General features: G+C 40.4%; 15 protein-coding genes. 13 read left to right on the plus strand and 2 right to left on the minus strand.

Annotation, left to right across the window (positions count from 1 at the left end; all coding sequences use genetic code 11):
• The 3 genes from R2Q70_RS19620 to R2Q70_RS19630 all read left to right on the plus strand — a co-directional run.
• Positions 1-671 (plus strand): alpha-ketoglutarate-dependent dioxygenase AlkB (locus tag R2Q70_RS19620; protein ID WP_316809245.1); only part of this gene is annotated, 671 nt, incomplete at its 5' end.
• Between the two features lie 931 nt (positions 672-1,602).
• The gene (locus tag R2Q70_RS19625) at positions 1,603-2,139 is read left to right on the plus strand and encodes a hypothetical protein (RefSeq protein WP_316809246.1); all 537 of its coding nucleotides are present in this window, start codon (positions 1,603-1,605) and stop codon (positions 2,137-2,139) included.
• Between the two features lie 1,546 nt (positions 2,140-3,685).
• A complete protein-coding gene (locus R2Q70_RS19630; protein WP_316809247.1) occupies positions 3,686-4,441 on the plus strand; it encodes a DNA-formamidopyrimidine glycosylase family protein in 756 nt (251 codons plus the stop codon).
• A 594-nt stretch (positions 4,442-5,035) separates the two neighbouring features.
• On the opposite strand, the gene R2Q70_RS19635 is transcribed toward R2Q70_RS19630, so the two are convergent.
• Positions 5,036-6,988, minus strand: coding sequence for a glycoside hydrolase family 97 protein (locus tag R2Q70_RS19635; RefSeq protein WP_316809248.1), 1,953 nt, complete (start codon positions 6,986-6,988; stop codon positions 5,036-5,038).
• A 38-nt stretch (positions 6,989-7,026) separates the two neighbouring features.
• Complete coding sequence (locus R2Q70_RS19640) at positions 7,027-7,761, minus strand: GntR family transcriptional regulator (RefSeq protein WP_316809249.1); 735 nt, start codon at positions 7,759-7,761, stop codon at positions 7,027-7,029.
• Positions 7,762-8,190: 429 nt separating this feature from the next.
• Here R2Q70_RS19640 and R2Q70_RS19645 point away from each other — a divergent pair, with 429 nt between their 5' ends.
• The 10 genes from R2Q70_RS19645 to R2Q70_RS19690 all read left to right on the plus strand — a co-directional run bounded on the left by R2Q70_RS19645 (position 8,191) and on the right by R2Q70_RS19690 (position 24,298).
• On the plus strand, positions 8,191-9,966 hold the full coding sequence (locus R2Q70_RS19645; protein WP_316809250.1) for a class I mannose-6-phosphate isomerase: 1,776 nt from the start codon (positions 8,191-8,193) through the stop codon (positions 9,964-9,966).
• A gap of 5 nt (positions 9,967-9,971) precedes the next feature.
• A complete protein-coding gene (locus R2Q70_RS19650; protein WP_316809251.1) occupies positions 9,972-11,390 on the plus strand; it encodes a sugar porter family MFS transporter in 1,419 nt (472 codons plus the stop codon).
• Between the two features lie 68 nt (positions 11,391-11,458).
• Complete coding sequence (locus R2Q70_RS19655; protein WP_316809252.1) at positions 11,459-14,611, plus strand: TonB-dependent receptor; 3,153 nt, start codon at positions 11,459-11,461, stop codon at positions 14,609-14,611.
• A gap of 23 nt (positions 14,612-14,634) precedes the next feature.
• Complete coding sequence (locus R2Q70_RS19660) at positions 14,635-16,257, plus strand: RagB/SusD family nutrient uptake outer membrane protein (protein ID WP_316809253.1); 1,623 nt, start codon at positions 14,635-14,637, stop codon at positions 16,255-16,257.
• A gap of 11 nt (positions 16,258-16,268) precedes the next feature.
• Positions 16,269-17,396, plus strand: a complete 1,128-nt coding sequence (locus R2Q70_RS19665; protein WP_316809254.1) for a SusE domain-containing protein — start codon at positions 16,269-16,271, stop codon at positions 17,394-17,396.
• Between the two features lie 45 nt (positions 17,397-17,441).
• A complete protein-coding gene (locus R2Q70_RS19670; protein ID WP_316809255.1) occupies positions 17,442-18,650 on the plus strand; it encodes a glycoside hydrolase family 76 protein in 1,209 nt (402 codons plus the stop codon).
• A gap of 15 nt (positions 18,651-18,665) precedes the next feature.
• Entirely contained in the window at positions 18,666-21,020 is a 2,355-nt protein-coding gene (locus tag R2Q70_RS19675) for a GH92 family glycosyl hydrolase (RefSeq protein WP_316809256.1), read from the plus strand.
• A 39-nt stretch (positions 21,021-21,059) separates the two neighbouring features.
• Positions 21,060-22,232: a glycoside hydrolase family 76 protein gene (locus R2Q70_RS19680; protein ID WP_316809257.1), complete on the plus strand. Its 1,173-nt coding sequence runs from the start codon at positions 21,060-21,062 to the stop codon at positions 22,230-22,232.
• 10 nt (positions 22,233-22,242) lie between these two features.
• On the plus strand, positions 22,243-23,106 hold the full coding sequence (locus tag R2Q70_RS19685; protein ID WP_316809258.1) for an ROK family protein: 864 nt from the start codon (positions 22,243-22,245) through the stop codon (positions 23,104-23,106).
• Positions 23,107-23,722: 616 nt separating this feature from the next.
• The gene (locus R2Q70_RS19690) at positions 23,723-24,298 is read left to right on the plus strand and encodes a hypothetical protein (RefSeq protein ID WP_316809259.1); all 576 of its coding nucleotides are present in this window, start codon (positions 23,723-23,725) and stop codon (positions 24,296-24,298) included.
• The last annotated feature ends 215 nt before the right edge of the window (positions 24,299-24,513 follow it).

The following is a 24,513-nucleotide window of genomic DNA, read 5'->3' on the forward strand; positions in this document are numbered from 1 at the left end:
CTCAACAGGTAAAACAGTTTTTGCATTTTACACATTATTATGCTATGAAAACAGCGGTGCCAGGATTATTTCTATTTCCGGATTTTATAGATGAAAGAAAAGAACAAGATCTTCTTGATGAGATAGACAGCAAAGTATGGATGGTGGATTACGCCCGTAGGCTACAGTACTACGGATACAGAAATGAGTTGGAAAGTCCTTATGACCTGGTACCGTTCCCGGTGCCACTTCCGGATCAAATCCGCCTGTTGTCAGAAAATATTACCAGACAAGGTATTTTGGATCATTTATCTGACCAGGTTATCATTAATGAATATATGCCGGGTGAAGGAATCAGGCCACATAAAGACCGCAACTATTACGAAAATCAGATATGCGGGGTGAATCTGGGGAGCGGTTGTGTAATGAGATTTATAAAAGGTGCGAAACTGGAGACAATAGATGTTGAGATCCCAAGGCGTTCTATATATGTGATGCAGGACGATGCCCGGAAAAAGTGGAGTCATGGCATACCTCCAAGGAAGAAAGACGTGATAAATGGTGTTATCCATCAACGGGAAAGAAGGGTATCAATTACCTATCGAAAGGTGAAGATGTCTAGGGTTCATCCACTCAATCCCGATGGGAAGGTGGCTAGCGTGTTACAACAGGTGTTTGGTATTAGCTCATAAGCTGTCGATAAATGGTTGAGTGCTTTGCTCAACGCTTGATTTTTTAGTTCTTTATCGGAAAATCAGGACTCATCAGTATGTAGAAGCCTATTTGATGTTCTTCTGATGTGGATTACCTTTCGGATTCTGCTTAAAGTTTCCAGCTGTATTTATGTAGTAGCAACTTAGGTCAGGTGCGTAATTCCAAAAGTGGAGTGTAGGTGACGTTATTTTGATATTGCGCTTTGTAGCTTTGAGAAGCACTAAAATACACAACATTCTCAATCACTCCACTAATGGATTTCAGTTGTTTTATTTACGGGGTAACTTAAACCGGATAACAGAAGCTAAAAGTGGATCTTGTTAGATAAATAATGTCTGATCTTCTCCATCAATCTGACCACTTACCAATAACCTGATGCCTACAAATGAAACCAGGCCAATTGTTACGCCTACTAATATTGTTGCTTTAAATGGTGACATGTAAATTAAACATAAATAGGAATGCAGTTGTTTGACTAATCCACAATTTCATAGCGCATGAAGATATAAAGGCTATCGCATTTTGCAGACCCATTGCATTCGTATTTTAACTGCGCTTTCGTAATTCTCCTGTTTATAAATGGGAAATATAACGCGATGAAACATGTAAAAACAGCAACCAAAGAAATCAGGATAAATAGGAATGACACGGGATATTGTGTAATTTTTGAGTGCATTGCGCAAAATTAAACAAATTCATCATATCTTCAATCCTTACCTGATTCGATGAAAACGGAAGGCAATTTCACGGTATCAGGACTAATATGAAATACCCATAAATAGCAAGAAGTAAAATATAGATTTGGCACTACTTCATAATACTAGTTTTTTGATAGTGGCATTTTAATTAGCAGTTGTTTAACCAAATGGTCAACACAGAGATTAAAAAGGCTTTTAGTAATTTAGCGAGATGAGCGCAACATGTCAAACTAACTTTTTAAGCTTCGTAACTGTTCAGCATGGAGAGCAGAAGCGAAAATATACCGGTGAACCATATACTGTTCACCTGGTTGCTGTAGCCGAATGCGCCGAAGCAAACAACTTGAAGTTTGGATATGAAATTGGACTATGTCATGATTTATTTGAGGACACCGCTTGTACGGATCAGCAACTGAGAACTGCGTTGGAGGCCTATGGATACATGACAAACGAGATTGATTTCATCCTGCAAGGAACGTGGGATTTAACTGATAAATTTATATCGGCTGATTATCCAAATTTCAACAGAAAGCAAAGGAAAGCAATGGAGGTGGAGCGACTGGCAACCATCAGCGCAAATAGTCAATCAATAAAATATTGTGATTTGATCGATAACACTAAATCGATTGTCCGGCATGACCGGAATTTCGCCCGGGTTTATCTTACTGAGAAAGCTAACCTACTAAAGGTTATGAATAAGGGTGATCAGACACTTCACGAGTTGGCGGTGAAAAACACCCTAAGTTAATGGCTATTTTAAATCCTTCTGAGTTTTCTAAAGACTAAAAATCCGGCTATTGTTAATACGGCATAAACATATTGATCAAGATCGCATTGTACAGGTCCCGTCGCTGTGTATAAAATATAATTGTACTCATCATGTAGTGTGCCACCCAGAACAAATTGACATTTTACTCCTGTAGTTGTTCCCAATTGGCTTCTCGGGCAAACATTTGGTGTTGTTGTGTATCTGTTGCCCAAAAGTTCATAGTAACCGAAAATATTCTTTTGTGAATATAGAAAACCATCTGAAGCCCGGAAGCATCCGATACCTGACTGGCATTTTGCTTCAATAGCAATCAAACTCATCAAAAGATATAAAAATAACATTAACCTTCTCATAATGAACTACCTGGTATGCGAAGGTATCCACAAGAAAAAGAAAGGTAAGTGAATGAATGACTTGAACAGAGAAATCCGGCTAAATCAGGTAGTTAGAACGCGCTAAATACCTGATATATAATGTTGTTTTACCTGTCAGCAGAGATATAAGGTACTTAAATGATGATATTGAATAAGCGGTCAGGCAGCTACCGCCTAACCGCTAAATCATTACTAAACATCCGTTCATGACACCGGATACTGTATCAACAGGCGAATTTCTAATTTAGTTTTAATTTTGTCCCTTGGCGAAAGCAAACGAAAAAGGCCATCTCACGACAGCCTTAAATTATTATAAACCAAACTAACAAAGTATTTAGGAAGGGGGATAGCATGAAAGATATTCCCCCTTTGATGATCGATCAACTAACCAAAGTATCAGATCATGTTTTTCATAGGTGATAGATAAACTGTAATCTCAATATTTTGTTTTAAAAATATAGAATTTTTAGCTGCAGTGATATCTAGTGTGAACGGTTCCTGCTTAGTTTAAAACATTTTTTGTGTTTTCCAGTTATTTGAATGTTCTATCCTTATTATTATGAATACCTTAAAAAAGTTTACCGGAACGGTAAACAGGCACAGCTGTCCGCGTTGTAAAAACTTTGAAACCTATCGGATACCAAGAGGTTTTGTATTTAAGAAAATTTTGACTTTTATTTCAGTAAAAAGGTATAAATGTGATCGGTGCATGAATAAATTTCATTCGTTAAACTGAGGGTTAGCTTCGATTTCGCGCACTAAAACAATTTGCATTCTGGGAAAGTTCAACTGCCGCTCATCTAACCATGCATTTTTTCATAGAATTCCAGGGAATATTTGTCAAGTGGGAGTAGCCTCACTTAAAAAAGGCTTTAACTAAAAATCACAATAGCGCATCATGCCTCAAGTTTTTCGGTTGAGCCTCCGGAATAACAAGGTTATGTGGTTTAAGTGAATGATCCAATTCAACTTACCACTTGAGCAGTTCATATTATTTATGAACCTCACCCAGGCATTCTCTGCAAAGCCTCGCTTCATGTATTTTTGATAACCGACTATGAGCGATACCAACATGTTTCCGACGTGGAACTTTAATGGAAAAATCATTGTAATATTTCAATTTTCTATTATTTTAGGATAAAAATTATCCCATGCCAGAAATTCCGGACTTGGCCGTAATGGCTAAAAATCTCGAAAAAAGAATTGTTAATCATACTGTAAAAGATGTGGTGCTGCACGTTAGTAAAAGTGCGAATGCCACTGAAAATGGTTTTTACGGCGCCTTGGTCAATCATAAAATCAAATCCATATGTCGGGAGGGAAAAGATTTGCATCTTGAAATAGGAGATCATATACTGGCATTGCGTTTAATGCTTCATGGGGAATTAAGATTAGTGGTTGCAGAATTCCCGAAATTTCCAATATTCGAACTTGATTTTGGTGGTATGCGATTGTGTTTAACGGACTTTCAAAGTCAGGCTAGACCAATACTTAACCCAGACCCTGTAGTAGTGCCCGACGCACTGGACGTTTCATTTACTTTCTTTCATCAGATGTTAGAGAGAAAAAAGAGCGATATCAAAACTGTTTTGACTGACCAGAAAAATATCAGAGGGATTGGAAATGCATACGCAGATGAAATTCTTTATGATGCAGGTATCGCTCCACATTCAATTGCAAATAAGGTGCCTGCCGAAAAGCTTTTTAAATCCATGCGAACTGTGTTAATTCAAGCCATTGAAAGAATAGGTATGTTGGACCCGGATCGAATAACGGGTGAGAATCGTAGTTTTATGAAGGTTCATTTGCCGGATAAATTACAAACGCCAAAAGGAGAAACAATCCTGATAGATAAAAAGGGAACTCGTAAGTCTTATTATGTAAAAAGCCAAAGTGTCTATAAATGATAATCCCGGGGCCTGAAGATTGGTTTTATGAAAGATTAAATAGGAAACCTTGTCGTTTTTCGGACCACGATAGTAAATCCAATATTTTTGTTTTGAATCTAGTCTATTGAAGGCTAGTCTGAACCATCGCTCTCATAGCGGGTCTCGCTTCACTAAAACGTATATTATGAAGAAGTTAGGTGTGGACTGCGCTACTTAAGGTTGATGACAACTGCGGTGAAAGAAACCCGCAAATGTGTGCCAATAACACAAATTTATGATTTATAAGTCAGTGACTAGGTTATTCAAACCTGAGGTTTAATGTTTTCTCGTATGTACATGTTGATGGCAAATTTTTTTATAGATATAAAAAAGAGAAAAGGTTAAGTTGTTTTTGCGCTCTGCATTCTCTGGCAAAAGGTGTCATGAGGGGGGCTTAGGAAATTTAATCTTATTGTCCAGGATGGAATGAGTTGTACAGGGTTACAAAGCACCGTTCAAACAACTGCCTTTTTTCATTACCATCACATTACCTAAGCACATGTTGTGAATGCTAATTATTATTGCTTGAATTACGGTGCAGCCGAACAAATTATATGTGTGGAATTTATTGCTTTATTCTAAACTGATTACAGCTGCATAGCCACCATTTCTAACCATTTGTACATCGATTTTATCCCCTTTCTTTACTGCTATCGTTTTTTTGCGGTAATCCATTGCTTGCCGAGCAGCGTTAATACCATCTTCAAAATAGGTCATTTTGTATGTTCTTCCTGCTTCAAGAAAATCAAGGTTAAGGGAAATTTTCCTGATTTTTTCTGCGTCATTATTGATGCCGCCGATAAACCATTTCTTATCTTTTCTTTTAGCCACTACCGCAAGTTCTCCAACTTTAGCTTCCAGCGCTATGGTTTCATCCCAGGTGGTGGGTACCGAAGTAATAAATTCCGTACAGTCGGGATTTCGGTAATATAAGGTGGGGTTGTCGGCCAGCATTTGCAATCCACTTTCAAATACAACGAATAGCGCCATTTGATAGGCTCTTGTGCCAATGCTGGCTGCATTTGGCCGCTCTGCCCGATAGGACTCCGGCTGCATGCTGATCATTGCACCGGGAGTGTAGTCCATTGGCCCGACCGCGTTTCTCATGAACGGTAAAAATAAACTGTTTTTTGGTAAAGTACCGCCCATTTGTTCCATTCCCCGAACACCTTCATAAGAAATCACGTTAGGATATTTATATTCCAGGCCGGCAGGTTTGAAAGCACCATGAAAATCAACCAGCAATTCATTTTTTGCAGCTTCATTCGCAATGCGTTCATAATAATTTACCATCCATTGATCGCTTCTATCCATAAAATCTATCTTCAGACCTTTCACACCCCATTGCTTAAAAGTTTTGAAAAGGTCCATGTTTTCGTGAACCGTGAGCCAGGTAAGCCAAAGCACTACGCCAACATTTTTTTCCTTACCATAGCGGATTAATTCATGAACATCTACTTTAGGGTTTGGAGTGTAAGGATCCGTGGTACTATTCGCCCATCCTTCATCCATGATAATGTACTTGATGCCAAATTTCGCAGCGAAGTCGATATAGTATTTATAGGTTTCGAGGTTATATCCCGATTCAAAGTTTACATCCGGTCCGTAAGGCGAAGCATCGTTCCACCATTCCCAGCTGGCTTGTCCTGGTTTAATCCAACTCGGATCCTTGATCTGGCTTTCCGGTGCGAGTTGCAGCGTCATGGTATTTTCAAGAAGCTGTTTGTCTTCTGTGCTGATCACAAAGTAGCGCCATGGAAAGCTCCTTTTTCCGGTGGTTTTGGCAATGTAAGGTGCTTCCTCAATAATCTTTAAACTCCTGTCGCCATCAGGGGCAAAGCGGAGTGGAGATTTTGGAAATGCTGCCTGAATCTTATTGTTTCCATTTCCTTTTAGGAATAAGCAGGGATAATCAGAGAGATCTGATTCACTAACCAGTATCTTATATTGTTTTTTCGTGTCGATTAATATGGGTAAAGTACTCATTTTAGCATTCCAGTTTGCTGAGTTTACCGTAGAATAGTTTTCTTCGTAAGCTGTTTTGAAACTTGCAGGCTGCTGAACATGGATATCATATGACGAAGGAAAATTCAGGTCAACCTGCTCATTCAAAACTTCTATTGCTCCTTTTTTATTGGTAATAAACCGGTAGGCAACCCCATTATTAAAGGCCCTGAATTCAATAGCGTAATTTCCCTTGAAAGACATCAGGAGTTTATTGAAGCTTGATACTACTGTTGAATATTTTAGGGGCACATGTGGTTTGAGTGTATTTGATACTGCCGTGATTTTGGAATTCAGCAGTTTTGCAGGGCTACCAAGGTTTTCATTTTTCAAGTTTAATGCAAGTTTGTTGTTGCTGAAAAGCAGATCGTTGCGATAACTTACTGAATAGGTGATGAATTCGCCAATGTTGATGGAAACCTGGATGGCGCCGTCAGGAGATTTAAGGTTGAGCTTTTCATCAGCATGAGTAGTCGTGATAAATGCGATGAGAATGCTTACAATTAGGTATGCTTGTTTCATTTGGTATGTGATTGTATGTAGATGTCTTTTTGATGGCACTATTCCCGGCGGCTTTCTACTGTGTAAATAAAGCTATCGGCTTTGTAATAACCCAGGTTGTATTCAATTGGTCTTTCTTCTATATCATATACAAACCTTTTGCGGAACAAAATTGGGGATCCGGTATCCGTTTCCAGTTTGGCAGCAATAAATTCATCCGCCAGAAGGGCACTTATCTCTTCCTTTGATACCATGGCAATAATCCCATGGGATTTTTCAAGCATTTCGTAAAGAGGCGCCTTGTAATCTTCCTCTCCAGTAAGTCCGACAATGGGGTGAAAATAAGATTCAAAGTAAACAAATGGGCCTTCGGGGCGACCTCTTAACCTCACAAGTTTTAATATTTTCTTATCTTCTTTGATTCCAAAGAAGCTTGCTATCCGTTTATCAGGAAGTACCCAGCTTACATGTAATTCAAAGTTTTTGATCGGTATACCACGGGCGCTCATTTCCTGCGAGAAGCTCATCCAGTTTTTCGATTTTGAACTCAGGGATTTCGATTCAACAACCCTGGTACCAACACCTTTTTTCCGGATTAATAAACCATCATAAACCAGTTTATTAATTGATTGCCTCAAGGTGGTCCTGGAGATGTTAAGGTCTTTCGATAACTCTACCTCATTTGGAAGAAGTTTTCCATCAATATATTCCTGAGACTCAATCAACTTTCTGAGTAGTTCCTCAGCCTGAACATGCAATGGTACCTGACTTTTATGATCGATTTTAAGTTTCATAATCATCACAATATTAAAAAAAAAATACCTTTTTAAAGTATGTGTGTACATAAATAAGTTTGTTGAGCGAGCCAGTTAATGGTTTTGCGGCTTTCTATTAAAAATTCTTTAAAAATATTTGGAGAATAATTATTAAATAATACATTTGTATGTACATACTATTGAATGTATGGTCTAACCAAGTTTTCAAAATATATGAGTCATCCCAGGCAGATAATGCTAGCCAATCATTTCGATTTATCCATTTATGGGAGAATTGGATCATTCATTCAAAAGTATTTGATTTTAACAAAAGGTTACCTATTCCAGTGCTGTGAGGTAAATGGACACAATCATGAACATTACTTAAAACCTTAAATTTTAATATGTACACACAAATAGAATATGCAGCAGGAAATTTCAGAGTCTAATATTTTTTTCAAGAGTGCTATGTCAATAGAAGAACCATTAAGAAAAACGGAGCAGGAGATTATGCCTGATCGCATCAATAAAATTAAAACTGTGGAAGGATATGACATCTATCCATATTTCGACCTGGGAGATGATAAAATATTTTCGGGGGTTGCGTCTTTGTGCAATTATATTATTGAACACCAGACTGTGGCCATCGACGGTTATGTTGGTGTTTACTGGGACAGGTTGATAAGTGCCGTTTCGAATGAATTTCAATCGAGAAGTATAAAGATAAACCTGGTTGATTTCAGCAACGCAATGAAATCCGAAGAGGAGATTATCAACCTAACTGCACCTTTTATGGGGCAGGAAGATTCGGTTTGGGGCAATAAGACAACCTTAACACTTCGCGATTACTTTGCGGAAGATCTTTTAAAATCTATACTGCCTGATAAAGATGTTGCTGTTAATATTCTTATTGGCCCTGGAGCAAAACTTGCAGGCTGGGAGGCCAAAGTGATTTACGTAGATGTGCCCAAAAATGAGCTTCAGCACCGAATGAGTGCAGGTTCAATTTGCAATTTGGGTATGCGTGTTCCGCAGGAACAGATGGAAATGTACAAGCGCTTCTATTTTATTGATTGGGTAATACTTAATGAACATAAAAGGCAATTGTGCAGCCAGATTGATGTATTTGTTGATGCACAATGGGAAGCGCAAATCAATTGGGCATTTGGTGATGATGTTCGTGGTGGGTTAGAGAAGATGTCGAACACCGTATTCAGGGCGAGGCCCTGGTTTGCTCCTGGCGCTTGGGGTGGACAGTGGATGAAAAAGCACATGCCGCAACTGGATCAGAATGAAGTGAACTACGCCTGGTCTTTCGAGTTGATTGTACCTGAAAATGGAATTGTACTGCAAAGCAGCGGTTTGCTGCTCGAAGTTTCTTTCGATCTGTTGATGTTTACACAAAATGAGAATATCCTGGGTCGCCATGCTGAGAAGTTTGGGGCGGAGTTCCCAATCAGATTTGATTTTCTGGACACCTTTGATGGCGGAAACCTGTCCATTCAATGTCATCCCAGCCTTGATTACATTAAACAACAGTTTGGAGAAACCATTACCCAGAATGAAACCTACTATATACTTGATTGCAAAGAAGATGCAAAGGTTTATTTGGGCTTTCAGGATGATATCAACGAAGATGATTTTCGAAAAGTCTTAGAAGAGAGTAACCAGGACGGAATCGAGGTTGACATTGAAAAATATGTTCAGGTTCATCAAGCTAAAAAACATGACTTGTTCCTTATTCCTAACCGCACCATCCATAGCGCAGGCGCCCAAAACCTTGTCCTTGAGATTAGTGCGACACCATATATTTTCACCTTTAAAATGTATGATTGGTTAAGGTTGGATTTGAATGGCAAACCCCGGCCGATTAATATTGAACATGCTTTTAAAAACCTTGACTTTTCCAGGAAAGGAGCACAGGTTCAACAGGAACTGATTTCAAAACCAACTGTTATTGCGCAGGAAGATGGCTATACCTGTTATCACTTGCCTACGCATCAGGATCATTTTTATGATGTACACAGATTAGATTTTGATGCATCCGTTGCAGTAGAGATTAATGGAGTTTGTCATGTATTGATGCTGGTAGAAGGCTCATCGATCAGCGTAACCACAGCAGACGGTTCAAGCATGATTTTTCAGTACGCCGAAACCTTCGTTATTCCAGCCGCTGCCGGCAGTTATACAATCGTTAATCAGTCTAACCAACAAGCGAAAGTAATTAAAGCTTTCTTAAAGTAACTACCATGATTAGACAAGAACAACATACGTCAATAGAAAAGAGCAGTTCCTATCTATACCTGGTTTGTCTGGTAGCAGCTTTAGGTGGGTTTTTGTTCGGATTTGACACCGCTGTAATTTCCGGAACCATCAGCCTGGTGACTAAAGACTTCGGATTAAATGCGATAAGTGAAGGCTGGTTTGTGAGCTGTGCACTTTTAGGCTGCATCATTGGCGTTATCATTTCAGGTAAGTTGAGTGACAAATTCGGGAGGAAAATCGTGCTCATTTTGTCGGCATTTCTTTTCCTTACCTCTGCACTAGGCTGCATGTACGCAGGTGATTTCTCCACATTAATTGCATTCCGGTTAATTGGCGGAATTGGCATTGGCGTGGCTTCAATGGTTTCTCCACTTTATATATCTGAATTTGCACCATCAAGACTTAGGGGAACCATGGTATCCCTGTATCAATTGGCTTTAACCATTGGTATTGTTACGGCTTATTTTACCAATGCCTATCTGGCTAATCACAGCGGGGAAAATTTTTCCGGAGCTGACGCCGAAAAAATATTTTCTCAGGAAGTATGGCGGGCAATGCTTGGCCTTGGCGCACTGCCGGCGCTAATCTTTCTCATCTCATTATTTCTGGTGCCTGAATCTCCCAGGTGGCTATTATCAAGTGGAAAAAAAGATCTGGCAGAAAAAATCCTGATCAAGATTGATGGGCAAGCTGCGGCAAGGAAAGAACTTGATGTCTTCGCTCATCAAAATATCACAAATGAAGAAGGTTCGCTGAGCACATTATTCAAACCGGTTTATCGCAAGGCTTTGTGGATAGGTTTATTATTGCCCTTTTTGTCGCAGGTTTGTGGTATCAATGCTGTGATTTACTACGGACCGAGAATATTGGAACAAGCAGGATTTACCCTAAATAATGCCCTTGGCGGACAGGTGACTATCGGCTTGGTAAATGTAGTATTCACGTTCGTAGCCATTTTTACAGTTGATAAATGGGGCAGAAAACCATTGCTATATGTAGGGATTGGCGGAGCGGTAATTTCACTAATAATTATCGGTCTGTTGTTTCAGTTTGGCATCATTTCAGGTCCATGGATACTGATTTTTATTCTGGCTTTCATTGCCTGCTTTGCATTTTCTTTCGGCCCGGTTTGTTGGGTCGTTATTGGCGAAATATTTCCCAATGGAATTAGGGGTAAAGCAATGTCTTTAGCAACGTTAACCCTTTGGATTGGAAATTTCTTCGTTGGTCAGCTTACTCCGGTGATGCTTCAGGGCTTGGGTTCGTCGTGGACCTTCTGGATATTCGCCATTTGTTGCTCACCGGCACTTTATCTCACCTGGAAACTTATTCCAGAAACCAAGGGCCGCTCACTGGAAGAAATTGACGCCTATTGGCAGGAAGATCATCTCAAGAATAAATAATACTTCATTCTCAACCACTAACCTAATATATCAGATGCCATGACCGCATCATCCTTAATCAAAATGTTATGAGACATAAACTTTACCAAATTAAAAAACTAAAGCGACTGCCGCTCAGGCAGCTGGTGGTGCTAGTATCAATGCTGGTTCCGTTCAGTCCCGGCTACGTTGTGGCAAAAACTTCTAAAGCGCCTTTGATGCGGATCAACACCCGTGAAATTTCTGTTAGCGGAAAAGTGGTTGATGAAAAAGGTATTGCGCTGCCGGGTGTAAGTGTACAGATTAAAGGGACTACCATCGGAGCCGTAACTGATGGCAATGGACTTTACAGCCTTTCTATACCAGATAATTTAGCATCCAGAAGCCTTACATTTTCCTATTTAGGTTATGTAAGTCAGGATATTGCTATTGCTGGCAGAAAAACTATCAATGTTCAACTGAAGGCTGGAGGAGAAAATGCGCTGGATGATGTGGTAGTGGTTGGATACGGAACGCAAAAGCGGGTGTCAATTACGGGTGCGGTAAGTACGATAGATGCAAAAAACATTGAAAATAAACCAGTGCTTAATGCGTATCAGGCATTGCAGGGCGAATCGCCGAACTTAATTATTCAGCAAACTAACCTTAATCCGGGCAGTAATGTTACAGTAAACATTAGAGGGGTAGGCACACTTGGCGACAACACGCCACTGGTTGTGGTAGATGGTATTGTTGGTGGAAATCTGAATACGATTAATCCGAATGATATTGCCAGCGTTTCTGTATTGAAAGATGCAGGTGCAGCAGCCATTTATGGCTCCAGGGCAGCAAATGGTGTGATCTTAATCACCACTAAAGCGGGTAAGCTGAATCAGAAAACTACAGTTTCTTATAACGGAAGTTACGGTGTTCAGGATGCGAACGTATTGGTTCATAAAGTTCCGGCATGGGAAAATGCTTATTTTAAAAATGAATCCCTGGTGAACTCAGGTCTGAGTCCTGCGTACACGCCTGATCAGATTCAGCAATTGAAAGATCAGGGCGATGGTACCTGGAACATTGAAAACCTTTTGCGTACTGCGCCACAGCAATCACACAATGTTAACATTGCCGGTGGTGGTGAAAAAAGTTCATTTTTTGTATCTGCGGGTTATCAGGATCAACAAAGCAATTTCATTGGTAATGGAGGTGAAGGCGCAAATTTTGGTTATCAGAAATATAATTTAAGGTTAAATCAAACCAATGTAATCGGTAAGCTAAAAACGAATGTCATCCTCTTATACACCAAAACCAGAAACAAAACCAATAGTGTGGGCGATAACAATATTTTCGCTGATGCCAACCGGGTTCCGGCAAATTTTAACTGGCAGGATGAAAATGGAAATTACCTGACAAATCCTTTTGCATCACAATATAACGAATATGGTGTGCTGGAAAAAGGAGGCTTTAATCAGGCAGATAATGATGAGATTTTTGGATCATTCAATGGACAATTCGAAATTACAAAAGATTTAATATTGACAGGTCAGTTTGGTGGTACGCTTCAAAACAACGGTACTTTTTTCAGAAGAACGCAGGTAAATTATCTGCCTTCAGGTGTGTATGGAGATGACCGTTCTGTGCTGGATGCCAATAGCAAGTCACAACTGTTTAATACCAAAGTTTACCTGGAATACGGAAAGAAAATCGCTGATCATGACTTCAAAGCGCAGATTGGCGCATCAAGTGAAAATTATTCTCAACGAGGATTTCAGTTGCAGAAAACATTAACTGATCAGTTACTGGGAACCCCTACAACCGGTACTATAGTCGATCCGATTAATTCGAACAATAGCCTGGCTATCAATTCTAATAGCCTACTTTCTTTATTCGGAAGGTTAAACTATGCTTTTAAAGATAAATATCTGCTTGAAGCTACTGCCCGTTATGATGCCTCTTCAAAATTTGCTAAAGGCAACCGCGGAAGTTTTTTTCCATCAGTTAGCGCAGGTTGGTTAATCTCACAGGAAAATTTCATGCAGTCGATAAAAAATACAGTGAACAGTTTAAAAATCCGTGCTTCTTACGGTGTTCTCGGAAACCAGAACGTTGGTAATTTCCAGTACCAGACCACCTACTTCAATTACGCCAGTGCCTATGGATTCAATAACATTCCTGTTGGTGGAGCCGGAACTTTGTTGTCTAACCGCGATTTGACCTGGGAGAAAGCTTCAACCTTCAACATTGGTTTAGATGCAGGCTTTTTTGATAACAAGCTGACGGCTACCTTCGAATATTTCAATAAAGTAACCAGGGATATTCTTCAACCCCGACAGGATATTCCGGCAATTTTTGGTGCAGCAACGCCTGATTTCAATGTGGCAAAAGTAAGAAGTAAAGGTTGGGAAGCTTCACTTACGTATAATCTCCGCGGAGAAAATGTTACCCAGAGTTTCAGTGTGAATGTGGCCGATAACCAAAATAAATTATTGCAGTTATCTGGCGGCGCAACCGAGCAAATCATCAATCAGGATGTATTTCAGTTGCTGAGACGTGTTGGCGAACCCATCACGCAATATTATGGATATGAAACCAATGGATTTTTTCAAAGCCAATCCGACATTAATAATTCACCGAAAATTGCCGGAAATCCCGTGGTTCCAGGTGATGTAAAATTTAAAGATTTGAACAACGACGGGGTCATTGATGCAAAAGATAAAACGGTATTGGGTAACCCATTTCCACGCTATACATTTGGTTTTACTTACCGTTTGGCAGTAAAAGGGTTCGATCTTCAGTTGTTTATTCAAGGTGTTGGCAAACGGGAAACGTTCCTGCGTGGTGAGCTGGTAGAACCTTTCCACTATGGATACGGCGCAACAGTTTATGAACACATGACAGATTATTGGAGTCCTGGTAATCCTAATGCACGTTATCCAATTTTTGCGAACATTGGATCACCATCTAATACCAATAACTGGAGAACAGGTTCAGATTTATATAAATATGATGCCGCTTACGCCCGCTTGAAAAATGTAAACATTGGTTATACATTGCCGCAAGCCATAACCAGCAAAGCAGGAATCAGCCGTTTGCGTGTTTCACTGATCGGTCAAAATCTCTTTACGCTAAGTAAACTTAAATTTATTGATCCTGAAACCTCAGAATTTGGAAATAACCTTAGTACAGGCTCAAGTTCAAATAGTGCCCGACAGTATCCGCTGCCTATTTTTTACGGTGCTGGTTTAGACATTACCTTTTAATAACTACGGTAAGCATAACTCATATGAAATCTACATTCAAAAACCTAATTATAGCTTTTGCCTTGCTTACTATTGCAGGCTGCAAAAAGCTCGATATTGCACCCACCGATCGGTTTTCAGATTTAACCTTCTGGACCGTGGATGTTAACGTAAACAACGCCCTAAATAATAACTACAGTTTGCTTTATAACAGTAGTTTATTTTTTGAACCCGAAGCACTTTCTGATAACGCTTATTCGCCATCAGGCGATTTAAACCTGATCGCAAGCGGAAATGCAACTTCGCTTGCGGCAAAATTTGCCGGAGACTGGGCAAGTTATTACCGGACAATCAAATCGGTAAATATTTTCCTGGAAAACGTGGACCAGAATAAAACCTTGCCCCAGGCAGCCATTGCGAGAATGAAAGCAGAAAACCAGTTTATGCGTGCTTTCGCCTTATTTAATCTGAGCAAATGGTATGGCGATGTGCCGCTACCTGATCATGATCTAACGCCTGAAGAAGCGCAGGTAATTCCACGTACTTCTAAAGCTGCAGTTAGCGACTATATCATCGCACAGCTGGAAGCGGCTATCCCAAACCTGCCGAGTAAGGACCAGCTTCCGGTCAGTGAAAATGGCAGGATTACAAAAGGCGCCGCATTGGCCCTGCAAATGAGAACCTTGCTTTATCAGGGCAATAAAATGGCTGAGGTAGTTGCGGTTTGCGAAAAACTGATCAACAATCAGGCTACTTATGGAACGTACGCGTTAACGCCGAGTTACAGTGCGTTGTTTAGCGATCCTGCTACTAATAAAACCAATAGTGAAAGTTTATTATCACTGCAATATGTGCCAACGGTACGTACCTGGCAGAACTTTTGGGATTTTGCACCAAGAACAGTGGGCGGGAGGGTAAGCGCCATGGCACCCACCCAGGAACTGGTAGATGATTATATTATGCTCAATGGAAGAGGAATTAAAGATGCAGGTTCAGGTTATGTAGAAAGCAATCCTTATGTAAACCGCGATCCGAGACTTACCGCTACAGTAGTTTACGATCGATACAGCTGGGTTAATCCGAATAACACCACCAAAACCATTTACATTAAACCTGGGTCAGACCCGGTACAGCCTGGTTTGGATGAATATTCACCAGGCTCACAGAGTGCTTCGGCAACTGGTTATTACTGGCGTAAATATTTCGATCCTATTGCTTTATCAAGTTTTGTCTCCGGAAATAATTTACACCTGTTCCGCTATGCGGAAGTGCTGCTTACTTATGCAGAAGCCAAAAATAGTTTAGGGCAAATGGATGCAGCAATTTGGGCAAAAACAATTGGTACCATTCGCTCAAGAGCTGGTTTTACTGATGCCGGAGCCTTAAGTTTTCCATCAGGTGATTTGACTAACATCATTCGCCGTGAACGCAGAGCTGAACTGGCCATGGAAGGTTTAAGAGTGGATGATATCAGGCGATGGAAAGTGGCTGAAACCACCATGAATGGCTTCGCTCATGGTGCTAAATTTGCCACCGATCAAAATGTAGATGGGGGTTATATCAGAACGCAACAACGTAAGTTCAATCCACAGCGTGACTATTTATGGGCAGTGCCTTCCAGTGAGATCGGCTTAAATAAAAATTTAACACAGAACCCAGGTTATTAACGAATCAAGTCATGAAAAATCTAAATAGAATATTCGCCTTAATGCTGCTTGTATGTCTTGCAGTTGCTTCCTGCAAAAAGGAAGAACGTGACCTAAATGAAAACATCAGTCCGGTTGGCACTTTAAGTTTGCCCGTAAATCAGGCCTCCATTAAACTTACGCCTTCCAATGCTGCAGCTTCGCAACAATTTAAGTGGTCATCGGCAACACCTGAAGATGGTGGCTTGATCCTTTATGAAGTGGCTTTTGATAAAGAGGGTGGGAATTTTTCAAAACCGGTTTTTAAAGTGGTTTCCGATGGCGGAGGTGTGCAACCACAAGTAACCATCTCACACAAAGATTTAACCAGGATCGCGGCACTTTGTGGCATCAACTCTTCTTCTACGGGTAAGGTAAACTGGACCGTTATTGCCTCGAAAGTGAGTAATAGCAAGGCTGGCCAAGAGATAAGGACGCTTCAGCTGGAGCGCCCTGCCGGATTTGCCGAAGTGCCAACCGATCTTTATTTAACCGGATCGGCAAGTGAAGGTGGCGATGACCTATCTAAAGCGGTTAAATTTAAAAAACTGGAAGAGGGCGTATTCGAACTTTATACTTCGCTAAAAGCAGGAAGTTATATGCTTACCGATAAATCCACTCAGGCAGGAAGAAAATTTTTCGCTGAGGGTGCTTCCATAAAAGAGGGAACGACAAGTATTACGGTATCTGGCAGCACAAAAGCTTATTACCTGAAATACGATTTCAATGTAGCCAGTGTGATTGAGGTAAGTGAAGTGCAAAGCGTTGGCCTGTATATGTCGGCTTATGGAAACGAAATCGGGCAGCTGAATTATACTTCAGCAGGTACCTGGCAGTCTGGAATTATTCCAGTTGTGTTTTATCAGTTTTCGTGGGGTAGAGATGAGCGGTATAAATTCGCAATCCATACTTCTTCCGGTGTTAAGTATATGGGCAGCAGCAACGTAAACAATGTCAGTCCGGTTGGCCAGGCTGCGTCTTATTTTTACCTCAATTCCGTAACCAACGATCAGTGGAATAATACCTATAAATTCAATCCTTCAGCTGATAATAAAAGCATAAAAGCAACGGTAAATTTAGGCGCTGATGGTCCGTACAGCCACACGATTGTAACCCAGTAAATTTTGCACTTCCGGTATATTATGCCGGAAGATAACACCTACGCCATGAAAAAAATACTAAAAAATACATTCCTGATTTTCGCTCTCCTGGCTGCTGTCTCCTGTAAAAAGGGAGGAGATCCTGTTCCTGTAACACCACCGCCAGTTGTTCCGCCGGTGGTTCCAGGTACTTCGGTAAATTATCTGCAGCAAGCAAAAGACACGCATACCTTTACGGTCAATAACCTGCTTACGGCAAGTTACGGCTACAGGGCAAACACCACTTCAAAATCAAATAATTGTTTTGAATGGTACAATGTAAGCCAGATCTATGCAGATGCAGCCATGGTGGCGGCTGGGGAAACCAGCTATTTGGTTTACATGAACAATACCTTCAAGTTCATGGATAACATGTGGGATAAAAAGGATTTGAGGGGTGGCTATTTCGCATCAGTGAACCTTGATGGTACCGGTGCCGGCGGCGATAAATATGTGGATGACAATGCCTTAAGTGGAATGGTATACCTGGAGGCTTATGATATTACCACCGGTGCTGATAAACAGGCCTATCTCGCAAAGGCTAAAGCTTGTGGCGATTGGTTGATCAATAGCGGGCTCTGGGATAATGTGTATGGTGGAGGATTTTACTGGAATACACTCAAACCCGAAAAACCCACTCAAACCAATGGACTTACCTTACAATTGTTTCTGAAATTGTATAGTTTAACGGGAGAATCTGTTTACCGTGATTGGGCTAGGCAGGTAGATGCCTGGTTAACGGCCAAGATGTTCGATGCCAATACGGGATTGTATATTTGGAAGATAGATGGAGCTGGTGAGGGGATTAAGCATACACAAAAATTTACCTATGATAATGCGATTATGGTTGAGGCTTTTATCTTGTACAGTAAAATTATGAACGATCCTTCTTATTTAACCAAAGCCCAAAACCTGGGCAAGGCGATGAACAGTGCATTATGGAATGCCATTTACAAAGGTTATGTTTTTAATACCGCCGAAGCACGGATCAATCCGGCATGGTGCGCCTGGGGTTCTCAGGCCATGATTCGCCTTTACGAGGCGGACAAAAACCCAGATTGGCTGGTTTATGCAAAGGAAAATATCAATCGCCTGAATATTGCAAACCGGAACACGGCTAACCTGGGTTATTATTTTTTTGCTGGCTTCGACGGGCAAAATCGTTCTACCGAGATGGAAACTGTTGACCAGGCCTGGATGCAGCGCCTTCAGGCGATGTTGTCAAAATACCAATAATCAGAATCTTCAATTATGAAAATAGGCTTTAAATCAATATTTATACTTCTTCTTTTCCTTATCACAGCCGTTACTTCCTTTGCGCAGGATTTGTTAAAATATGTGAATCCAAACATTGGCACAGCTCACAGCAGATGGTTTTTTTATACACCGGCAGCAGTTCCTTACGGCATGGCAAAGCTTGCCCCATCAACCAATGGAAGCTATGGTAACTTGCAGGGCTGGGAAGCGGTAGGTTATGATACCCGGCACAATTCGATAGAAGGATTCGTTCATTTCCATGAGTGGCAGGTGGGTGGAATCAGTTTTATGCCAACTGCGGGAACATTAAAAACCGTTCCGGGTGAGTTGGAAAAAGCGGGGAGCGGATATCGCTCTGCATTTGACCGAAAAAATGAAGTTGCCCAGCCTGGATATTATTCCGTAATACTCGATGATTTTAAAATCAAAGCTGAACTTACCGCTACTAAAAGGGTTGGATTTCATCGTTACACCTTTCCGAAAAGCAATAGCTCCAGAATAATGTTATCAATAGGAAATGTGCAGGGAGAAAGCGGTCCGGTAAGCGACGCTTCGGTAGAAATGATTGACGATGTCCATTTTCAGGGCTTTGTAATCACTTATCCAAAATATGTGAAAACATATGATGAAGGCGGTCGTGTAGCGATGTATTTCTATGGAGCACTGAATAAAAAGCCTGCTGAAGTTGGTGCAATCAGTAAAGACGCTGCGGTTGTGAATCAAAAATATGCTAAAGGAATAGGGGCAGGGTTATTTTTAAACTATCAAACTTCGGAAAACGAAAGCGTCGAAATTAAAGTAGGACTTTCTTATACCTCTGTTGCAAATGCGAAACTAAACCTTGAAACTGAGGCACGCAACCTCACTTTTGAAAGTGCGAAGGCTGCAGCCCAGCAAGAATGGAAATCCGAACTTGGAAAATTAAAAGTTTCAGGAAAAGTAGAGGCCGACAAAACTAAGTTTTACACCGGGCTATATCATGCCTTATTGGGTAGGGGAATAGCGAGCGATGTTAACGGAAATTTCCCGCGACATGATGGCAGCATCGGACAACTGCCAAAAGATGCCCAAGGCAAATTCAGTTACAACTTTATGAATACGGATGCCATTTGGGGAGGGTTCTGGAATTTGACGCAACTGTGGGCGTTATCCTATCCATCACACTACAGCGATTTTGTACATACGCAGCTTGAAATTTATAAGGAACGTGGCTGGTTTGGCGATGGCATCGCTAACAGCAACTTTGTATCAGGCGTCGGAACCAATTTTGTTGGACTTGCTATTGCCGGAGCCTACCAGGCAGGTATCCGCGATTATGATTTGAATCTCGCTTACAAAGCGGTATTGGGCAATGAGCTAGGTTATCAAAAACGATTGGTGGGTTCAGGGAAAATGGATACAAAAAGTTTTACATCCAAAGGTTATGTGCCTTATCTGGAGGCCGATAAAACGGATTCAACAGGATCACATTTTTCAGGTTCGCATACTTTGGAATACAGTTACAGTGCTTTTGCCGCTGCGCAAATGGCAAAAAAAATGGGTAAAAATGAAGACTATAAAAAGCTTATTCAATTATCTGATGGCTGGCGGTTAATCTTTGATCAAAAACTCAAACTGGTAAGGCCTAAAACAGCTGATGGAAAATTCATTGATCAGTTTAACCCGCTGGAAGCCTGGCGTGGATTCCAGGAAGGAAATGCGACGCAATACACTTTTTATGTACCACAAAATCCTCAGGGCCTCATTCAAGAGATCGGTAAAACAACTTTTAATGAGCGTTTGAATAACATTTTCGAAACCTCTCAGAAAAATGCATTTGGAGGCGGAAAAACGATTGATGCCTTTGCGGGTATTCAATCATTATACAACCATGGTAATCAACCTAATTTGCACATCAGCTGGTTGTTTAACTATTCAGCGGCGCCTTGGTTAACTCAAAAATGGACAAGGGCAATTTGTGATGAGTTTTACGGTACAGAAAGCATTCATGGTTATGGTTATGGGCAGGATGAGGATCAGGGGCAGCTGGGTTCCTGGTATGTGATGGCATCGTTGGGACTGTTCGATGTGAAAGGCCTGGCCGACGCGAGACCAACCCTCCAGATTGGCAGTCCGATGTTCGATCGTTCAGTAGTTAGCCTTGGAAATGGAAAACGTTTGACCATCGAAGCAAAAAACAATAGCAAAAGCAATGTATTTGTTCAGTCTGCTACCTGGAACGGAAAAGTGCTCAGCAAAGCCTGGCTTTATCGTGATGAACTCATAGAAGGTGGCACATTGACTTTAATTATGGGGAACAAACCCAACATGTCCTGGGGCATAAGCGTTCCACCGCCTTCAAATCAGTAAATAAATTGTCTTTTACTAAAAACTGATATGCCAAAACACATGAAAAACTTATTGATCATCACCTTCATGGTGTTGTCGTGGAAAGGCTATACCCAAAATGTTCAGTCGGATAGCATCTATAAACATCGGGCTGATTTGTTTTTCGAGAAGGTATGGAAAAACTATCGGTTGGAAAAAAATCCAGGATTATTTAGCGAACATTATCCTGGCGGAGAAAAGGTAGACCTGGATTACTTTCAAGGTTCAAATGTCAAAGAAAAAGAAGTAAGCTTTTTATGGCCATTTTCGGGTATGTATTCGGCTGCAAATGTATTGTTCAGGTATCCTGATCTGACGAAAAAATATGCAAAATATCTGGATAGTTTAGCGGTTGGTGTTTGGAAATACCGGGATACTACCCGTATGCCAGTAGGTTATCAGGCTTACCCTGCCATGTTAGAAAAATCTGACCGATATTACGACGACAACGCTTTGGTATGCATAGATTATGCTGAAGCTTATTTCAACACAAAAGATGCTATTAATATAAATAAAGCTAAAGAGGTTTTCAATTTTATCATTAGTGGCTGGGATGAAAAGCTGGATGGTGGGGTGTATTGGTTGGAAGGCCACAAAGATCAGAAACCAGCATGTAGTAATGGGATGGCTACCCTGGCTGCGCTTAAACTCTACCAGGCGAGCAATGATCCGGTTTATTTAAACTGGGCGAAACGTTTTTATCAATGGATGCAGGCGAGGTTAAGAAATCCCCAGGGAATTTATTATAACGATGTCAAAATGGATGGCAAACCCAACGCAACTTATTATACTTACAACACGGGTTCGATGCTTGAATCTGCGGTTTTGCTGTATGAGTTTACGAAAGATCCGGCCTACCTGAAAGAGGCGCAATTTGTTGCAGCAAGTTCTTATCAGTTTTTTTCCATGGCAGAAAACGGTTTACGGTCCTTTAATATCGATTTGCCATGGTTTGTTACCGTTTTATTTAGGGGCTATGAAGCTTTGTACAAAATAGATCATGACCCGAAATACATTCAGGCAGTTGCTAGGGATTTAGACAGGGCCTGGGCAAAATCTGTTGACCAGTATGGTTTTTTAACGGCCAAGTGGGCGAGTGACGAAACTTCAAAAAGAAAACCAAAATGGTTACTTGATGAAGCTTGCATTGCTGAGCTTTATGGTAGAATTGGCTTATTAAATTTGAATAACTAACCTATTTTATATGAACGATAATATTGTTCTTGGTGTTGATATTGGTGGATCACACATCACTGCGGCATTGGTGGATACGGGTGATGGCACCATTGTGGCAGGCTCTATACAACGAGAAAAAATTGACTCTGCGGAAGGTGCTGACCATATTATTCAGGCGTGGAGTACGGTAATGACTCAAAGCCTTCGGTTTGCCGGAAATTCAGGAAAAATTGCTATCGCAATGCCTGGGCCATTTGATTATCAGAATGGTATATCTTATATGAAAAGCATGGGGAAATATGATGCGCTTTATGGCATGAATGTCCGTGATCTTTTATGCGCTCAGTTGTCAGAGGGTATAACTGAAATTCATTTTATTAACGATGCCGGCTGTTTCTTGCAGGGGGAGGTCAGTCATGGACCTGCCGCGGACTATCAGGAAGTTGTGGGTTTTACATTGGGGACAGGATTTGGCTCTGCAATAGCTAAGGGTGGACTGGCTTTGGATGCAGATTATTGGTGTTATCCGTTCATGGGTGGGATATGTGAGGATTTTTTTTCTTCCAGATGGTTTGTATCAACCTATAATAAATACTCGGGTTTAAAGGTAAACAATGTTAAGGAACTGATTTGCGATGTCGAGCTGGGGGGACCTCTACTACAGGTGTTCGATGAGTTTAGTATGAACATGGGGGTTTTCCTGACGCAGCTTTACAAAAAACATAAATTCGATTGTGTGGTATTTGGAGGGAATATAGCTAAGGCATCATCGCTGTTTTTGCCACAGTTAAAGTATTATTTAAAAACAATGGCCATTGCTGCGCCTGTATATATATCCTCAAAGGGTGAAACTGCTGCATTGATTGGTGCTTCCTGTTCGATTGTACATTAGGAAAAGGAAAAAGTAAACACACTAATTATCACAGTATCTGCAAAAATATCATGTTTTTTCTTTTGAGTATCCATGGCCTGAATAAATCCATGAACTAATTGCTGTCAGAATTAAGTCGCTTTAAATCATCACATTGTTTACCCTTTCTGTAGCGTAAATATGCCTTATAGACTTTCTAACTCCTTTGTAAATATTTTCTAAACTCTCTAATAATTTCATTCTGTAAAATCATCTCTATACACGATATAATTTGAATCACTATCAGGCATCGATGTCAGATGGTGACCTGCGACTAGTTTTTGAAACCTTTTCAAGACAATTACTTTTCATAATGGGCACTTTAAGGAGGCTTCCAAATCCTAAAACTGCTTGGGCCGGGTGATGACAGTTTATAGGTTTTTAAATTTTTTCATAACGCAAAAGAATGTTACGGTAGCTTCCGCTGCCAGTTAGTACCAAGCTATGTTAAGATAATTTTAAATATTCTTGGATTATGAATGTGAAAGCTTAATTTTCGGTTTTCAAAAAAAAAGGTCATAATAGAAAATTTATGAGTGGCAGTATTTGTAAATGTGGTTTAAAATGATTATGTTGATGTATATAGTCCCCGAATAAGATGATATCCCCACTAATCACCTATTGTCAGCAACACCAGCATTTATCTAATAAACTTATTGAACGGATAAAAAACATTGCATCCATCCATGAAGTTGAAAAAAATACAGACCTTGGTGATTTCTTAGCCGGACATTCGGGTGTGTTTTTTTTGATCAACGGATTGATCAGGAAATACAGCATGTTTGAAAACAAGGAAATTACACTGGGATTTGTATTTGAAAAGGACCTTTTTGGTTCTGATATTATCAATGAATGCTATTTTGAACACAACCGTATAGGCTTGCAAACGCTTGAAAAAACTACGGTAATATTTGTGCCCTACGTAATGCTGGAAAAATTGAAAACGCAATGTAAAGAATCCGTTGTTTTATTTGATAAAATACTTAGGCGGAAATTATCTGATTTGAATTATCAGTCCGCAATTTCGAGAATTCCAAATGCAACCTCCAGGTATAATATGTTCTGTAAATCTGTTCCTTATCCAGATAGAATTCAAGGCAAATTTTTAGCCAGCTACCTGGCAATGAGAGAGGAAACTTTAAGCAGGATCAGGCATCATTCAAGTATAGTTTGATTACCGAATAACAGCATTTACCAGCATATATCCAAAGAAATTGAAGGAAGTATTTAGTAATAATATATAATAGACGTCTTAAGTAGATATTGCCTTTGCACTATTTGGTAATCAAACCATATAGGTATATGCAGGATATTTTTGATATTCTGTCCGGAAAGCTGATGCAATAATAGACTCACTATGCAAAAAGAAAACAATAAGGTTATCAGTCG

Source organism: Pedobacter agri (assembly GCF_032678665.1).
Taxonomy (GTDB): domain Bacteria; phylum Bacteroidota; class Bacteroidia; order Sphingobacteriales; family Sphingobacteriaceae; genus Pedobacter; species Pedobacter agri_A.